The organism is Verrucomicrobiia bacterium, assembly GCA_035460805.1.
Lineage (GTDB): Bacteria > Patescibacteriota > UBA1384 > CAILIB01 > CAILIB01 > DATHWI01.
On sequence record DATHWI010000120.1, the window covers coordinates 1 to 15,462 of the forward strand.

Annotated in this window: 18 protein-coding genes; 8 read left to right on the plus strand and 10 right to left on the minus strand. The window is 55.4% G+C overall.

Annotation, left to right across the window (positions count from 1 at the left end):
- Window positions 1-154: 154 nt before the first annotated feature.
- Window positions 155-1,225 (minus strand): hypothetical protein, encoded by a 1,071-nt coding sequence (locus tag VLA04_05125; protein HSI21049.1) that lies wholly within the window; start codon window positions 1,223-1,225, stop codon window positions 155-157.
- Between the two features lie 140 nt (window positions 1,226-1,365).
- On the opposite strand from VLA04_05125, the gene VLA04_05130 reads away from it, so the two are divergent.
- Complete coding sequence (locus VLA04_05130; GenBank protein HSI21050.1) at window positions 1,366-1,884, plus strand: DUF1003 domain-containing protein; 519 nt, start codon at window positions 1,366-1,368, stop codon at window positions 1,882-1,884.
- Between the two features lie 118 nt (window positions 1,885-2,002).
- The gene (locus VLA04_05135; protein HSI21051.1) at window positions 2,003-2,710 is read left to right on the plus strand and encodes a hypothetical protein; all 708 of its coding nucleotides are present in this window, start codon (window positions 2,003-2,005) and stop codon (window positions 2,708-2,710) included.
- 74 nt (window positions 2,711-2,784) lie between these two features.
- Here the strand turns inward: VLA04_05135 and VLA04_05140 are convergent, their stop codons facing one another.
- Entirely contained in the window at window positions 2,785-3,009 is a 225-nt protein-coding gene (locus VLA04_05140) for a hypothetical protein (GenBank protein ID HSI21052.1), read from the minus strand.
- A 95-nt stretch (window positions 3,010-3,104) separates the two neighbouring features.
- On the minus strand, window positions 3,105-3,851 hold the full coding sequence (locus VLA04_05145; protein ID HSI21053.1) for a helix-turn-helix domain-containing protein: 747 nt from the start codon (window positions 3,849-3,851) through the stop codon (window positions 3,105-3,107).
- 162 nt (window positions 3,852-4,013) lie between these two features.
- Between VLA04_05145 and VLA04_05150 the strand changes: the two genes are divergently transcribed.
- Window positions 4,014-5,039, plus strand: coding sequence for an adenylyltransferase/cytidyltransferase family protein (locus tag VLA04_05150; protein ID HSI21054.1), 1,026 nt, complete (start codon window positions 4,014-4,016; stop codon window positions 5,037-5,039).
- A gap of 1 nt (window position 5,040) precedes the next feature.
- Window positions 5,041-5,445, plus strand: a complete 405-nt coding sequence (locus tag VLA04_05155) for a DUF3307 domain-containing protein (GenBank protein ID HSI21055.1) — start codon at window positions 5,041-5,043, stop codon at window positions 5,443-5,445.
- Between the two features lie 30 nt (window positions 5,446-5,475).
- Here VLA04_05155 and VLA04_05160 read toward each other — a convergent pair whose 3' ends face one another.
- Entirely contained in the window at window positions 5,476-6,264 is a 789-nt protein-coding gene (locus VLA04_05160) for a helix-turn-helix domain-containing protein (GenBank protein HSI21056.1), read from the minus strand.
- An 89-nt stretch (window positions 6,265-6,353) separates the two neighbouring features.
- Between VLA04_05160 and VLA04_05165 the strand changes: the two genes are divergently transcribed.
- Window positions 6,354-6,854: a hypothetical protein gene (locus VLA04_05165; GenBank protein HSI21057.1), complete on the plus strand. Its 501-nt coding sequence runs from the start codon at window positions 6,354-6,356 to the stop codon at window positions 6,852-6,854.
- Window positions 6,855-6,949: 95 nt separating this feature from the next.
- Here the strand turns inward: VLA04_05165 and VLA04_05170 are convergent, their stop codons facing one another.
- The 5 genes from VLA04_05170 to VLA04_05190 form a co-directional block, all read right to left on the minus strand.
- Window positions 6,950-7,180: a MoaD/ThiS family protein gene (locus VLA04_05170; GenBank protein HSI21058.1), complete on the minus strand. Its 231-nt coding sequence runs from the start codon at window positions 7,178-7,180 to the stop codon at window positions 6,950-6,952.
- A 3-nt stretch (window positions 7,181-7,183) separates the two neighbouring features.
- The gene (locus tag VLA04_05175) at window positions 7,184-7,873 is read right to left on the minus strand and encodes a ThiF family adenylyltransferase (protein HSI21059.1); all 690 of its coding nucleotides are present in this window, start codon (window positions 7,871-7,873) and stop codon (window positions 7,184-7,186) included.
- On the minus strand, window positions 7,866-8,684 hold the full coding sequence (locus VLA04_05180) for a hypothetical protein (protein ID HSI21060.1): 819 nt from the start codon (window positions 8,682-8,684) through the stop codon (window positions 7,866-7,868). Before VLA04_05180 ends, VLA04_05175 begins: the two co-directional genes overlap by 8 nt.
- Before the next feature lies 1 nt (window position 8,685).
- Complete coding sequence (locus VLA04_05185) at window positions 8,686-10,467, minus strand: hypothetical protein (GenBank protein HSI21061.1); 1,782 nt, start codon at window positions 10,465-10,467, stop codon at window positions 8,686-8,688.
- Window positions 10,468-10,652: 185 nt separating this feature from the next.
- Entirely contained in the window at window positions 10,653-11,201 is a 549-nt protein-coding gene (locus VLA04_05190) for a carboxymuconolactone decarboxylase family protein (protein HSI21062.1), read from the minus strand.
- 217 nt (window positions 11,202-11,418) lie between these two features.
- Here VLA04_05190 and VLA04_05195 point away from each other — a divergent pair, with 217 nt between their 5' ends.
- Both VLA04_05195 and VLA04_05200 read left to right on the plus strand, forming a co-directional pair.
- Window positions 11,419-11,700 carry a hypothetical protein gene (locus VLA04_05195; GenBank protein ID HSI21063.1) on the plus strand — a complete coding sequence of 94 codons (282 nt, stop codon included), beginning with the start codon at window positions 11,419-11,421 and terminating at the stop codon, window positions 11,698-11,700.
- Window positions 11,701-11,707: 7 nt separating this feature from the next.
- Complete coding sequence (locus tag VLA04_05200) at window positions 11,708-13,846, plus strand: hypothetical protein (GenBank protein HSI21064.1); 2,139 nt, start codon at window positions 11,708-11,710, stop codon at window positions 13,844-13,846.
- Window positions 13,847-13,952: 106 nt separating this feature from the next.
- On the opposite strand, the gene VLA04_05205 is transcribed toward VLA04_05200, so the two are convergent.
- Window positions 13,953-14,894, minus strand: a complete 942-nt coding sequence (locus tag VLA04_05205) for a hypothetical protein (GenBank protein ID HSI21065.1) — start codon at window positions 14,892-14,894, stop codon at window positions 13,953-13,955.
- A gap of 128 nt (window positions 14,895-15,022) precedes the next feature.
- On the opposite strand from VLA04_05205, the gene VLA04_05210 reads away from it, so the two are divergent.
- Entirely contained in the window at window positions 15,023-15,385 is a 363-nt protein-coding gene (locus tag VLA04_05210) for a hypothetical protein (protein ID HSI21066.1), read from the plus strand.
- The last annotated feature ends 77 nt before the right edge of the window (window positions 15,386-15,462 follow it).

Sequence of the window (15,462 nt, forward strand, 5' to 3'; positions counted from 1 at the left end):
TGGATGAGATGGAGTGTTTTGGCCGCCTTCATGGGGCCGGTATGCACAGTGAGGAGGTGGCGGTACTTCTTTGCAGGCATGGGGGTTGGTTACTTTTTTCAGCATAGCCCATCCATAAGAAAAAAGTGCTGAATATAAAAAGCCTCCAGACTGGTTAGTCCGGAGGCGGTGGGGTGTTCTGCAAATATTCCAGGAACTCCACGGGGAACTCGTTGAGAAGGCAATGGATACCCGCCCGGTTGTAGGTAGGGATCATGCGGAATGGCCCTCCCACATGGTACACACGCTTGCGCCCGAGCAGCTTGTTAAGGAGCTCGGAGAGTTGACCCTCCCCGCCCGTCACAATGGTGCGCCCATCCTCCAATTGCATAAAGCCAAGGGAGAGCGGGACGCGGAGCGGCCGTGGCATGATATGCATGATCACGCCCGCCTTTTCGCACTGCTCCCGGATCTGCTTGAAATGTTTCTCGCGGAAGGCGGGGGTTACCCGCACTATCTTCTTCCCGGAGACTACAGGAACGTACCGGTAGTCTATGAAGAGGTGAAGCGAACCGTCCTTTGCCTCCAAGAGGCCCATAGAACGGTCCAGATGGTCATCCCAGATGTAGCCGGGGTCATCCCCCCTATTAACGTACATGAGGTTGTTGGGGACTTGGATGACGGTAAGCCCCGCCTCCTGCAGGTCCTTGTGGTACGGGTAGGTCTCACAACCCTCCCCCGAATGAAAGGACATGAAGGTGGGGACAACTGCCACATGCTTGCGAATGTGAATCCTCCCACCCTCGCCTAGTGGCGAACGTTTCAGCCTGTACTTCCCAATTTTGTCGGGAAGAGGCCCCAGGTTAGCCGCAGTATTCACGAGGATGGTCTCATTGGGCAGCACCACCGCCAAGTCGCGGGGGTACAGCGCATGGGAACCGCTCTTCTCCAAGGCGGGAACGGGCAGCCACCGGTCTGGGCTGGCAATCTCATCGATAAGCTTCACCAGCCTGGGGTAGAGCCGTCGTTCACATATCCGCAGTATGGAAAAGTCGACACCAAATTCGTGCAGGGTGGAACTTAACGAAGCGTACTCCGCCATTTTCCTTCCAAGGACACGGGGAAAGGTACTAAGCCGATTCCAGTTCTTTTCGTAAAGCTCCTGCTGTCCGGCAGGCCACCACGGGAACACGGAGGGATCCATGCCGTAAATGGGGGTTCCAAGTACTAGTTTTTTATCCGTCAAAGTGCACTCCTGCCGCAGGTTGCGAGCAAGGAAGATATATCAAAAAATGAGGCTCTGGTAAAGGATAATGGAAACCCATCCCTAGTACTCAACCTAAAAACCGTACTATGATTACTAGGTATACCCTTTAAGTTGCCTCCATGGCCCAACCCGACCTCCACGCGCATGAGGGAAAACTCAGCCGTAGGCGTGAGATAATCACCAGCTACAAAGCCCGCTCCGACGCCCGCCGGACCGTTTGGGAACGCACGGCAGACATGCTCACTTCCCGCTTTGGCACCGTGGCCTTCCTTACGCTCAACGCAATTTGGTTTATTGTTTGGGTACTGTGGAATACAGGCATGGCGGGAATGACTCCTTTTGACCCCTACCCATTTGGTTTCCTGACGATGGTGGTCTCCCTTGAAGCCATCTTCCTGGCGATCATCGTCCTCATTTCCCAGAACCGTGCGGCGCACATTGCCGATATGCGGGAAGAGATTGAGCTGCAGGTCAGCATGATTGCCGAAGAGGAAATTACCAAGATCATGAACATGCTCTGCATGCTCCTGGACAAGCACGGTATCGATATCTCCCATGACCCAGAGCTGACGCGCATGCTTAAGCCCATCAAGAACAGTGAGATTGAACGGCGGATAGAAGACGAGCTGCACCAATAGAAAAAGGCCTCTCAGAGGCCTTTTTTTGATTCCCACACCTTGACATAACCCTTACTTCCCGATACTCTGCGCCCACTCACCTGTTACGCCCTTGAGGCTGAAGGATGGGAGGAATAGAATGTTCAACTTTTTCAAAAGAAGAGAGGATGAACCCAGCGAGAGGGACATCGAGAGAGCAAGCAACCAGGCGCCCACCATCAAACTGGTGGATGCCATATTGCAAGAGGCCGTTGCCATCAGGGCCACGCACATTTACTTAGTGACCGTCGCGTCAACCCCACCTAGTCAGCGGGACTACCGGTGCGTTTCCGTCGAGTTTGGCTGCGCAGACAGCCGGCTCGATGGCATGACCATTCCCGCCAGCCTCGGCCCCACTATCCTGGGGAGGCTCCGTGTCTTGCGGGACAACCCAGCAGAGCGAAGCGCGATACTGCGGGTCGGCCAACCGGAAGCAACCTACGAGGTGGCCCTCACGGAGGACAAGTACCCCGTGACCATCACCCTCACGCCCGCGAAGGAGTGGAAGAAGGCTAGCTTCCAGGTTGCCTACGAAGCCATCGAGGCAGCAGCGGCAGCTGGGTCCCATGTGGCAGTAGCTCCCCTAACGAAGCTCAGTGTCACCGACAGCGAGGAAGAGCGCAAAATCCTCGGCGAGATTGCCTCACCTGAGCTTTGGCGCCACCTCAGCTCCTTGGACAAGGAGACGTTGGCCGCAGACTGGTGGTTCGCTCGTGAGTACGAGAAGTGCATCATTGCCGCCAGCATCAAGCTGGGCGACGGTGGGGAGCCTACCCTCCTCAACTGCATCGTGGTCAACCGCGAGTAACCCGTTGCACACCCAAAGAGAGCCCCGTGGCTCTCTTTTTTCAATAGGAAAAGGCGCCCCGTGAGGCGCCTTTCTTACTCTTTGCTCCGATCGCGTGAGCGGTCGGTGCGGAGATCTTCCTTGGTCTGCAGGCGGATGTCATAGACACCACCCTCGTCCTTTGTCCGTTCGCAGTACTGGTCGTAGGCAGTTTTTGCCGCCTCGCGGGTAGGGTGTCCCCCTATCCAGACAAGCGACTCGCCGTCCGCAGAACTGTACGTTACGTCGTAGACGTACCAAAGCATCTGACCATCGTTCATTACTGTCCTCCTGTTTACCCAGGAGAAGCAGTAACTACTGACGCTTTCTCTTTCCTAAGTTAACAGGCGGATGGTAGCACTTTTGCTCCCAACTGTCAATTAGTATTTGGCTCCCAGAGGCTCATAAACAAGCTCTCCATGCTTGCCACAATGGACTGGTGCTTAATCATCACCACTAACGGTGGCGTACCTGAAAACAAATAAAGCTTGTTCCCCATAATCCAAAGGGAGGCATCAAAGTCGACACCCTCTGGCAGCTGGCGGAGCTCAATCCGCTGTTTGGCCAGCTTCTGCGGGTCAACGTCGCCCACACTCCCCGCAGGAACAAGGGTCTTGGTGGAAATGCCGCGCCGGTCTTTCATGTTGAGCATGGCGTAGTAGTACTCGTCGCTGAGGACTTTTTGGTAGTTCCCGCTGAGTGGCGAGTCTATGGTCAGAATTTCATCACCTTTTTTGAGGGTGGCAATCTCCCGCTCAATAAAACTACGGATCGCATCGCGCGTATCCAACACCTTTACCGCAGGTACTGCAGAATCTGCCCGGTACATGTCGGTCAAGAGCAGGTTCAAATGGTCAGCAACCACCAACTTAGCCTCCAGAGTTTCCTTAAGGACATTGGGCGATTCGACCCAATAAGAAATAACCCCCTTGTACTTATTGGCACTGACAAAGCCCCCTTCCTCGAGCCGGGAAAGGATGCTGATGACAGTAGTCCGGGACAGGTCCACCTTCTTGGCTACTACACTGGCCTTTGCTTCACCAAGGGTAGTAAGGGCGGCATACACCTTGGCCTCGTTTTTACTGAGGCCTAATTCCCTCAACGTGCTGCGTAGTTTTTCCATAAGGATAGCAAGATAGTGTCGAATATTATCGACAGTAAAATACTCCTTTTACAGGTTTATGTCTAGTTATTTTAAGAAAATAAATTCTTTTTAAGATTTTCTTCTTCAGAAAACAGATCATCGAAGCGTAATCGGTCTTTGACAACCTGTCCTAAGGAAATCATGAAAACTAACTACCTGTTCCCTGGAACCTTCTCTCCCCCAACCTATGGGCACGCCGCCTTAGTCAGCGAAGCTGCACAACACCTTCCCCACCTCACCGTTGTCTGTTCAGAAAACCCCACCAAGTCCGCCTCCTGGTTCACCCCAGAAGAGGCGGTAGGGCTCTGGCAGGCTTACTCCCTGCCCCGCAATGTTTCCATCACTACGCTTGCTGCCATCAGGCAGGAAAAGCTTAACCCCCGGTCAATTGTGATGGTCCGCGGGATCCGCGACGAATCTGATGTCGAAGCAGAGCGCGGCGTCATGCAGTACAACCGGGAGCACTTTGGCATTACCAAGTTCCTCTACCTGCACTGTGCGCCAGAGTTTGCCGATGTCTCCTCTTCCAGTGCACGCGTTGCCGCTGAAGGACTGGATTTCACCACGCTTGCCCATCTGTGCTCTCCCCTAGTAGTAACCAAGCTCCTGGAGCACACACTGGGAATAGCCAACCTTTTCCTGGTTGTGGGGAAGCCGGGAAGTGGGAAATCAACCCTTCTCACGGAGTTCTGTTCCCAGTACCCGGAGGCCGTCCGTATTACCACTGACGGATTCAACCACACTCTCCGGCCACTCCTGGAGGCGGCCTTCCCCGGCAAGGAACTGCTTGCCGTAGCAAAGGACCAAGAAGCCGCCCTTATTGCGGCTATCAAGGAGCCGTGGCTTGCCCTCCTCCGCGAGGAGCTTCTCAAGTGCAAGGGTATGAGCCATGTGTTTGTAGAGGCAGCTTATGGTTTGCAACCCAATAAGGAGCTCTTCCGTCTCTTAGGCGGCAAGGCTATCTACGTTGGCTGCACTACCCGGCGCTGCACTGCGCGCAACCACAAGCGAGGGACACCGGAACTCCTTCCCTTCGTTCCCCGTATTCCTGGTTGGGCGGCTTCCAAGCAGATTGCCCAGCGGCACAACCTTTCCCTTGCCCGTGTCTCTACAGACACCGGCCTTGACCAGAGCATTGCCCAACTGGAGGCCATACTCAGGAGATAACATGTACCCACTTTCGTTTGTCCCGTTCGTACTTGGACACTTAACTGCAGACTACCTGCTCCAACCCAGGGCCATGGCACTGCAAAAGTCAGCCAAGGGGCTCAAGGGCTTTGGCTGGTGCACACTTCACTGTGCGGTCTACACACTATGTATCTGCGCATTCGTACAGTTCTGGAACCCGGTCTTCGTTGCCTTGGTGTACTTTACCCACTACGCAGTGGACCGCTACTCCCTGGCCACCTATTGGCTCCGGCTCATTCAGGGGCGGGACATCTCAGCGGCCCACTTGGACACAACCAGTGCCCACCGGGAGATAGACATCTCCTTTGCCTGCCTGGTCTACGCAGTTACCGACAACACCATCCACCTCATTACCCTTTGGATACTTATGAGGATGTTTGCCTAACCCCTAGGGATCACGCACGTGGTCCCTTTTTCATTTCTTGGCAGCATCCCAAAGCGCATCAAACAATGCGGTGTAATTTGCTGCCAAGTTGCGGTTAGTAAGCTTAATGCCGGACAAGTCCCCTTCCCGTAGGGAGAGAATGACCACTACGTCGCCTAAACTATATTGGGCAAAAGCAGTGACTGCATTCTTTTGGGTTAGGTATTTGGTTTGTGTATTTTTTCTTTGGGCATAGTAAGCCGCCTTGCCCCTCTCCAACGGCGAGCCATTCACCAATAGTTTGGTAGCAAGGTTCTTTTCTTGCTTCAACCGGGCAACCCGCTGCTTCCACGCATCTTCAAAGACAAAGGCCCAAGTAGGAGACCAAACAAACTCATCCCGAATGAGCCTGAGTTCCGCGCCCTCAGGCGCTTGGCGCAGCATCTCCAAATAGGTACGCTTCAGCCCCTCCTGCCCCTCAAAGAAGATGGCCTGCGGCACCAGGTTGTCGTTCTTACTGAGTGATTCAATTGCTACCTGGAGGCCGTTAAGCAGGCTGACGCGCCCATTGGCCCGCTCCTGCTCGGTTTTCACAAACTGCTCCAAAGAATCGTACCCAAGCGCCTCGAACTGCTTAACATCGTTCTTATATGTTGTACCTACCAAGCCTTTGGCAATGAGGGAGCTTAAAGTGGTGTACACACTGCTGCGCGACAAGCCGAGGCGCTTGGCAACCACAGTTGCGCTGCTTGGTGAGTGCTCGAGCAATACCGCTAAAACCTTTGCCTCGTAGTCACCAAGCCCCAAGGCCTGCAAGTTGGAAGGGAGTTGAGTATCCATATCTGTTGTCGTTTACGTACGACAGATTGTACACTTCACTTTCTCCTTTTACAATCGGGGCAGGCCTAAGGGCTGTAACGGAGGTTCCTATGAGTCCCCTGAATGTACTGCGTGCCATTGAGCAGGAGCTCCCCCTCCTTCTCCAAGACGAAACCAAGTGGAAGGGCGTTGATGTCACTTACCACCCTCCCCGGGTAGAGCGACTCTGGCAACAATGGGGCAGCTACCGCATCTACCTGCACCGGGTTCATCCCTGCACAGAGGAAGAGGCCCTGCTTCACCCACACCCTTGGCCGCAAGCCGTCAAGGTATTGAGTGGGAGATATGAGATGGGCATTGGCGTAAGCCCGGACCTTATAGCGCCACCCATTGTCTGCCGGACTACTACTGAGGGGGTGTTTGAATATGAGATGGACCACCCACACGGGTGGCACTATGTCCGGCCACTTGAAGGGTCCAGCATGTCCATCATGGTGACCCTTCAGCCATGGGAACGCGAAGTCATTAAAAGCTCCAACCCACTTCCAGAACTGGGAACAGCGAACCGGGCAGAGCTCTTCCAGTTCTTTCGTGAACGGTACCCAGCCTAGTGCCTTTTCCATACCCCTCTCTGAGGGGTATTTTTCTATTAAAAAAGGACCCAGCAGATTTGCTGGGTCCCATTATGTGTTCCGGACTAGTCCGGTTAGTTCCCCTTGACCTTGGTCAACAGGAGGACGGTTTGGCCGTCCTCCAGGACCGTGTCTTTGCCCACGGGGGTCGTGTTCACGCGGAGCTGAAAGCCCTCTGCGTTTTGGAGTTGCGCCGACTTGAGGGCGTCGGCAACGGTTGAACCGGCAGGCAGTGCGATGGACTTGATTTGACCAGGCACTTTGCCGATTTTGATGGTGATTGTTTTGCTACTATCCTGCGCCATTTCTTACAAACTCCTCCCCATAATGAATGAGGACCTCAACCCGAAAATGATTTCGTGCTCGGGCACGTCCTCACTCTTACCTTGATCGTGGGCGAACCAGCGCATGAGCTGCCAGACTGCGAGTCCGGAAACAATCTCTGCGCTCGGCCCGACCGAAATGTTCGTGCCGCAAGCGGCAACTTCGACGCCGGCTTCGGCATCGTCGTAGAGCGTCTCTTCCCACATGCGGACATGCTGGATTTGAAACGGGACGATGCTATAGATCCGACCGTTGTCGGTACCCATGCGCGTCTCAATCATGAGGGAAACATGGGGCTTCAGCTTGATGGCCTTGCCCCAGATCTCCTTTCGGGAACGCATGGTGTCCGTCATGAGGAACACCACGTTGCCCAACTGCTTGCTGCCGTCGGCCGCAAACGGATACTGCGTAATTACGGTACCCGTGCTGCGCTTGACGATCTCCGCAAGGGCCTCGACTTTGAGCTGACCGATATGGGCAGTGTCATACACCTGGTTGGCGATGTTATGCTCTTCGATCTTGTCAAAGTCCCAGACGTGAATGTTCTGAATGCCTAGCTTGGCCAGGCTCAGGACCACACGGCTGCCAGTGGCGCCGGCGCCGATTACATCGACGCGACGCTCACCAAAGGCCTCGGGCGAGAAGATTTCGCGGTGGCTAGAGGCATCAACCACGGCCGCCTGCCCTCCTTTTCTGCTGCTTTGTCACCCGTGCGACTACCGGCGGCTTGCCAGGAGGTGTAATCGGGTTTCTCAGGCTGCCCGGCCCAGAGTGGTCATGTTCAAAGTCTTCTTCTGTGAATTGATTTTCCAGCCCCTCCTTGGTGCCCACGACGATACGGCTTCCCCTGGAGGGAACGTATACGGGAGGCGGAGGTGGCTTTGACACCGTGACCTTGTCGAAGAACTCTTGCTCGATACCCGCGCGGAAGTCATCCATCACGGGTTCGTAGATCATCCACGGAAGTTCTGTGATCCGGTACCCATGGTCGTAGTGGTAGAGGGCAAACGAGGCCTTCCCTTGCTTGTTGAAGATGCCCCGGATAAACCAGGGAGCATCACCACCCGCAAAGACGCCCATCTGCTTCTCGTCCTGACCCGAGGCCACGGTGTCCATATTCACATGGGAATGCCCCCAGAAACGGAGATTGTTGAGGATCTCCAGTCCGTTGGTATCGCCATGCTTATCCAGGACCTCCATGGTGAACTCGGCCAGCCCCTCCTCGTCAATCTCGGTGGAGCTGTGGTTGACCTCCTGTTTGAAGAGGAAGACGTCGGTGATCAGGAAGTTTCTGCCTTTCTGAATCACCGTACCCAACCACCCCACTTCCATGGGGGCAATGTCCACGTAGTGCGCCATCTTGCTGTAGGCCTCTCGGCTGATCAGTATGATGGGCACAGTGGCAATGACGTCAATTTTGGGCTGGGTGGCGAACGGCGAGAAGCCGCGGACCGCCCCCAATACCCCTGCTAGAAATGCTTGCATATCAGGCTCCTTGCACCTTCTCCTGCGGTTGTTCCTTGGCTTTTGGCCAAGAAGTAATGGTCGGTCCCCACGCCTCATTTGCGTCCACCACATTTACCGATTGGACGAACTCGATGGCGAGGATGGCAACGGTTGAGAACTCGTAACGGGCTATGAGGTCCGGCAAAACTTGCTTGAGGTTACCCAAGCACGCTTCCCCGCTCTCTTGCACGTGAGGGGCATTCATCTTGGGTAGGTAGGCATCCACACGACGGGTCGTATTGAACCACCGGACCAGGCCTGAAAGCTGAATCTCGATCTTGAATTCACCAATTTCGTACACAATGTCGGTACGAGGATCGGTGCAGAACAGCGTGTTGGTATACACGAAGATCCTATCTTGAAGGGATTCCACGCGGCGGACCTGAGGAATACTGAGGAGGTTGTTAAACTCCTTGGCAAAGTACGTTGCGGTTTCGGATTCGGTTACCCTCATCCCCTGCAACTTGCCATGTTCAAGGTCAAGCTTGCGAATGGCATCCACCAGTTGGCTTTGCAAGCTTTTGACTTGGTCATCCAACTGGTTTACTACCCTCTCTCCCTTGTCGATTTCCCCCTTGCGCCCCGCCATGCAGCGGGTAATGTAGCCCTCGCGGTCACGCTCCAGAAAGGCGGCGTCGCGCTCCTTGGGTGTCATTTTCAGAAGCTTTGCGGCTTCCTGGAATGTTCGCTCCAAGATCTTCGCCTCGTTCGTGCCGCCCTCGTATGACGCGTTGTGGTGGACGTAGAGGATTCTCTCTTCCACCAACTCGCCAACAGCCCAACCAGTCTCCTGGTCGGTAATGGCGAGTCCGCGCCCAGAGGGCAGGAATGCGTTGTTGCGATGCGTAACCCCAAATCCCCACATCCGGTTAGGTGCCTGGTTGGACGCCCCTTCTTGAGGTGACCCCCAGAGCACAACGTGGAACAGGCTGTCTTCCTCGGGGTAGTACGTTTCCGCACGCCTCCCATGAAGGACAATATCCCTTTTGGTGAAGGGTGCTAGGTGCTCACGAAGCTGCGTGATCACCCTGTCGCTGTTCGTCTCCGATCTCCAGATAGACGCCGTGATGGACTGGTAGCCCACCTGCTTCTTGAGCGCGGCGTCACTGAGCTTTCGCAACAGCAATACCTGGTCCAAAATCTGCTTGAAGATCCGGGCCTCTCGGACCGAACCGCTGTAAGCCAGGTTATGGAAGATGTAGAGGTCGTTTTTGCCTACCAACTCCGCCACTGGCCAGCCTGAGTTAGGCTCCAGGATTACCACGCCCGTTTTACTGGGCGGGAAGGGGAACCGTTGGTAGTCGACTTCGTCGCCCCAGAGCGTCCGGGGCGTTGTCTTACCTTCTAGGTATCTCCCCCTGGGGGCAGACCAAAGGTAAATGTTGAGCCGACTCTTCTCCTTGATGGGTGCTTGCGCGTTCCCTTCTAGGTCTCGGATCGTCACGTTCACCTTAAGCTCAGGCAGAAGCCCTTTCAGCACGCGAACCAGAGGTTCGCCCACTGAGCCTCCAAGGCCTGCAAGTTGAATGTCGTACGGGGAGTTTTCGGGCTTTTGGCCTGCAGCCTCCGGTTCAAGCGTTACGTTCATCACACCATCCCATGTTGTTGCTTTTCTTCTCTCCTCGACTTCGCGGAGACCCAGAAGCGCAAGCGCCTGTGGGTACACCCCTTCGTCTACTAAGATCCCTTTTTCACCATCAAGGTCGAGGTCGCACCAATTAAGGCCGGCCATGTCGAGCTTTTCTCGTTGATCCCCGGTCATACCGGGAAGAAAGTAATTGAGCATTTCGTTCCTCGGCGACTTTTAGGATCGCCTCATATATCGAATTTTCAGGGTTCACCCCTCTTACCCTTACGGGTTCGGGATGGTCTCGGCGGAAATCCGCGGTGAGAATTCTTTCCCTGAACCATTTGGTTCAGGGAGAGTCACTCAACACGAGTGGCAAGCTAACCCACTGCCACGGATGACGGCAGGTAGCCATGCTGCGCGAGGCGGTCGCCCATTGCGACGTATGCCTCCTCAGGGGCAGGAACGGTTCCCAACCCATCCACGTACCGGTTGAACATGCAGAACGCAGCGGCAATCAGTACGGTGTGGTGGATATCGTCGTCGCTTGCGCCGTTGGCACGTGCACTGGCGACCGACTCTTCATCCACCTGCTTCCCACTTACACGCACCCTGTCAGCCAGGGCGAGCAAAGAAAGGAGCTTGGGAGTGGCACCGTGCATTCCCATGCTGTCCAAGACTTGGTCCACAGAGGGAATCCCTTCGGGGCTAAGGCTGCGTGCAGCGGCGGCGTGGGAGTCCGAGCAAAACCGGCAACCGTTTCCTTGGGAAACGTAGGCGGCAATAATCTCTCGCTCTTCTGGCGTCAGGGACGAAGGGCCGCGCAGGAGAACCTGCGCAAGGCCGGAAAGGGCTGCTCCCGTCTCGGGATACTGCGCCATTGGGCCCATAATGCCGGGCAGATCTGGAGGTAATGTAATGTGCGGCAAACGTGTTTCTCCTATTGCTCCCTATAAATGAGCTCCTCCCTTATACCAGAAACCTGGGATTAGTCAAGGTATATAGGCTTTGGTACTTGATTTTTCTTCTATATTGTGCTAAGATTCGCCCATCCTAATGTGACGGCACTTGAAAACCCGTGTTTCAGACACACCGCTAGGTGGCCGCTTCATTGGCTCAGGTCAAAAGGTGAGAATGAATTCTACAATGGATCCGCAAAGACATGCGGGCTTTGTCATAGGATCAGACCAGGCACAACAAGGTGACAATGTCACCGTCTGGAAGGTCCGCGTCAAAGACCCCCAAAGTTCATTTGATGGAGAAAAGCTCGTTGTCGCATCCGTGCACAACGGCCTCTCCTTAGCCAAAGGGCTAAACGTTCATTTTGCCATCGGCTCTGTCGATGGCGCCCGAGGTCAAAAGGAGCCTAGAGCGGTAGATGTCCGCCTCTCGGAACCAAAACCTCCCAGGTCAAAAGGTCAGGTGTAAAGAAAAAATGCCAACAGCAGTCGCTGAAAAAAATCGTATTTCCCCCTCTACGGGGCAACCAGTCGTCGTGTACCGGGACCTTCTCAAGGAAGGGGTGCGGATGACCATTACCGAACCTGGAAATGATCGAATTGGTCAGGTGGGAACGCTCGCCGGATCAATCGATCCTGAAGGTTACGCAACCATCCTGTTCGATGATGGCGACGCCGAAGACTTCAAGGTCATCCCAGACCAGGCCTCGGTAGTCCCTACCGCCAACCCCCTCGTCGAAGGAAGAGTTAGTCTCTCCCTGGACGAAGAAGTGGTGGTGATAGATATCACCGAAGGTTTCTATGGTGAGATCGGCACCGTGGTCCAGGAAGAGGATGGCGGAAATGTCGTTGTGCTTTTTGCCGACGAAACAACCGACTTCTTCTCTGTCAGACCTCGTGAAAACGAGTTGTTGGGTGCCAAGCTGTTTGAGGAGATCTCTAGCGAGACTCCCAAGCGAGGCAAGAAGGAGCCGGCATCGGCCGCCGCCCCTCAAACCAAACCCATCAAGCGCTTGCGGGCACCCCGAACGGCACGGCCTCTTCCCGAGGTCCTCGCCGTCGAGGCGTTCAAAGCCAATGGCAGTGACCCGCGTCTTTTGGACATAGGTTCTGTCCTCTCTCAATACATCGAGGACAAGGGCTTTGACCCCGGCGCGGTCATCTCCCTTTCCCGGTCTGGCAACTTTGGCCTGCTTCTCAGCGGCCTAGTTGCCCGGCTCGACAGCAATGCTGGCGGTGCATTCAACCAGATGAGCGTGCTGGCCAATTACAACGGCGAGCGCTTTCATCTCCTCAGAAAACAGGCACCCCTGGGCAGCTACCGTGGTACGCATATCCAAAATGCGCGTATCGACCGGGCACTGACCAGCAACCCCGAACTGCGGCGGCCAAAGTGGTTCTTCGGACAGGGTACTTCAACCATCCTCCGTCCGGATATCACCAATGTACGGCTTCCAGACGAAGTTCGCGCCATCCCCATCGCCATCATTGGCTACGGGGCAAGCGGTATCTTGGCAGCCGAAACGCTCCGGCAACTTGGCTTCACCAACGTACGAGTCTACGAGAAGCGCGAAGCCCTTGGAATTTGGTCGCAAGCGAACGTTTCTGGTCGCTCGCGCAACAACCCCCGGGACATCGACTTCTTCACAAGACACGTCGACGCGGCGCCTGGAGACGGAGCGGAGGTATCAAGCTTCCTATCCGCCATCGCCGAGAACTCGCGATACAAGAGACTAAAGGTGGAAGTGACAGAGGTGATCCCGGGAGACCTGGACCATCAAGTCAAGTTCACCAACGGTGACTCGCAACGCTTCCCCATCGTCATAAATGCGATGGGGCTCGGCAAGCCGGTTCCCCTTTCTGACCCCGACCGTATGGTCACCGACGCATCCACCTCTGAGGCTGGCTCACGCTGGCAGCAGACGCTGGAGCGGAAGCAGGTGGAAGGAAAGCGGCTCATCTTCATCGGGCTTGGCAACTCCACTGCAGAGATGCTGCGCCAGGTGCACGATTTCATCGACGATGGGATCCAGGTGGACTACCGCATCCTCACCCACTACCCCGAAGACTCGGTGTCCAATCCGGACAACGTGGTCTTCCACAAGGGGCGCGAGTACCGCATCTTCCGAGATGTGTCGCGGCCGAACCTGGTCGACTACCAGGGTGACCTCCCCCAATCAAGAAGCGACTACTTTAGGGCGCTGCGCGATGGGAAGATCATCTCTGGCGTCCGACGCTGGACGGTGGATGGGGCGGGCAAGCTAGGCGCCTACAACGACGCCGACCGCCTCGTAGACGTGATCCCCTACGATCGCATCTACAGCCTTACCGGTTACAAGCACGACGAAGCCAGCCTCACCAAAATGGGCTGCGCTTACGACCGCGAAGACCGGTGTGCGCTGTTCGACTACGACGGCGAGATCACTGCCAACCCAACGGCAAAGGATCCAAAGAAGCGGATGCGGCGCGGCTACTACGGACTTGGGCCCATGCTCGAGACCCCGTATAACCCGAACGCAATCGTTATCCCTGGAACCCTCTTCCGGATGGGAGACATGGCCTTCAGCGTTATCATGCGCGCTGTCGAATACAACCTTGCCCAGACGGCACGGTAACCACCAGCATGGTCACTGGCCCCCGAGAATTCTCGGGGGCTTTTTCTATTAAAAAACTGCCGCACATTGGTGCGGCAGCTAGATTCCTGGGAAGGAGGGCACTGGTTCAGAAGGACTCGTATTCGGCTCTCACCTCTTCGAGACGGGTAACAAGGCTCAGGCCCTGCTCTTCCAAGCCTTTGAGCCGCGCTTGCAAGCGCTCTTTCTCCCGCTCCACGGCTTTATGCAAGCCATGCAGGGAATCCCATTCCCGCTTCAGCTCCTCCTTTGCCTCTCGGTGTTGGAGGGTCCGGTGCTGGGCTGCGTATTCTTCCAAGAGAACGGTCCCTAGGAATTCCTCAGCATCCATGTCGATGGGATCCAGGATGCCTTCATCCACGAGCTGGGAGGTCAGCGCCTGGAGGATGAAAGAGGAAGCGTCCTCTTGTTTCAGGACGGCGGCAATCTCGCGGTAGACCGTAGAGACCGGCACGCCCGTGGAGGCCACCTCTTCCAGCGTAGCGCAGAGCGCACGCAGCGCACTGCGCCGCCGGAGCATAGAGGAAAGCCGCTTGAGCAGCTTTTGCTCCGCATCCTGCTTTTGACCCTGTCGCTCCCGGAGGTTGGTAGACCCCTTTTTGGCGGCAGATGCCTTGCTTGAAGCCTGGTACTCATGGCGGACCATGTAGGCACAAGCCTCCGGCCGGACCACGCTGATCAGCAGGTGTGCCACTTCTTCGCTCTCGCAAATGAGGTGACAGTTCCACTGGTAGTCGTTCTTCTTAGGACGGGCCCTCAGCTCTACGGAGCAGGGGTTGAAAGAGGGCTGGTACAGGGCTTTCACCCCATAGAATGCTCCCCTTCCAATATCCTGCCTTCTGCGCTCTACCTGCAGGATGAAACGGTATGTTTCCTTGGTTTCTGAAAGGTGGTGGTTAAGCCACCCTTCCACCTCATCCTGCAAGTCTTTAAGCGGCGGGTCGGTGCTGTGCTCCCCCTGGGCAACAGCGTCAATGACGCGGTGCCTACGGGCACCGAGTTTCGATGTTAAGCGTTCCAGTACCCTCATTCCAAATCTCCTCACTCCTTAGAGTGCTGGGCAGGAGTATAGCTTTTTCAGCCCCGTCAGTCAATAAGGTTATGGACAAAACCCATTTTGTTTGCTACAAGTAAGTACGCACTTTGGAGGTGTTACGTATGTCCGTTTGGCACATGGCTATTACGGGTGGCTACCTAGCCCTCGTGGGTGTGGTTGGCTACTTCTTTGGCTATCTGGTGAAGCCGGTGGATGTTGAACAGAGGAGCCCGCTCTACACCATTTGCAGCGCCGTTATCCATCTCGTTATCGGCTGCCTCTCCTGTTATGTCCTCATTTGGGTTACCCCCAACCGGGATGGAATGTCCCTCGGGCAACTAATCCTGAACTTTGTCGTCCTCACCATGCTCGCCCTGTACTTCCTCCTTTACTGCATGGGAGAAGGCAAGGCGCGGAGGCTGCGGGAGTTTGAGGCTAAGAAAGACATGGCTGACTTGAAGAAGCGGAAGACCCGTCGCAAATAGGCCCCCACCTGGGGGTCTTTTTTATTATTTTATTGGCTTCTAGAGCTATTTTTACTGCAATAAGCTACAATACGTTT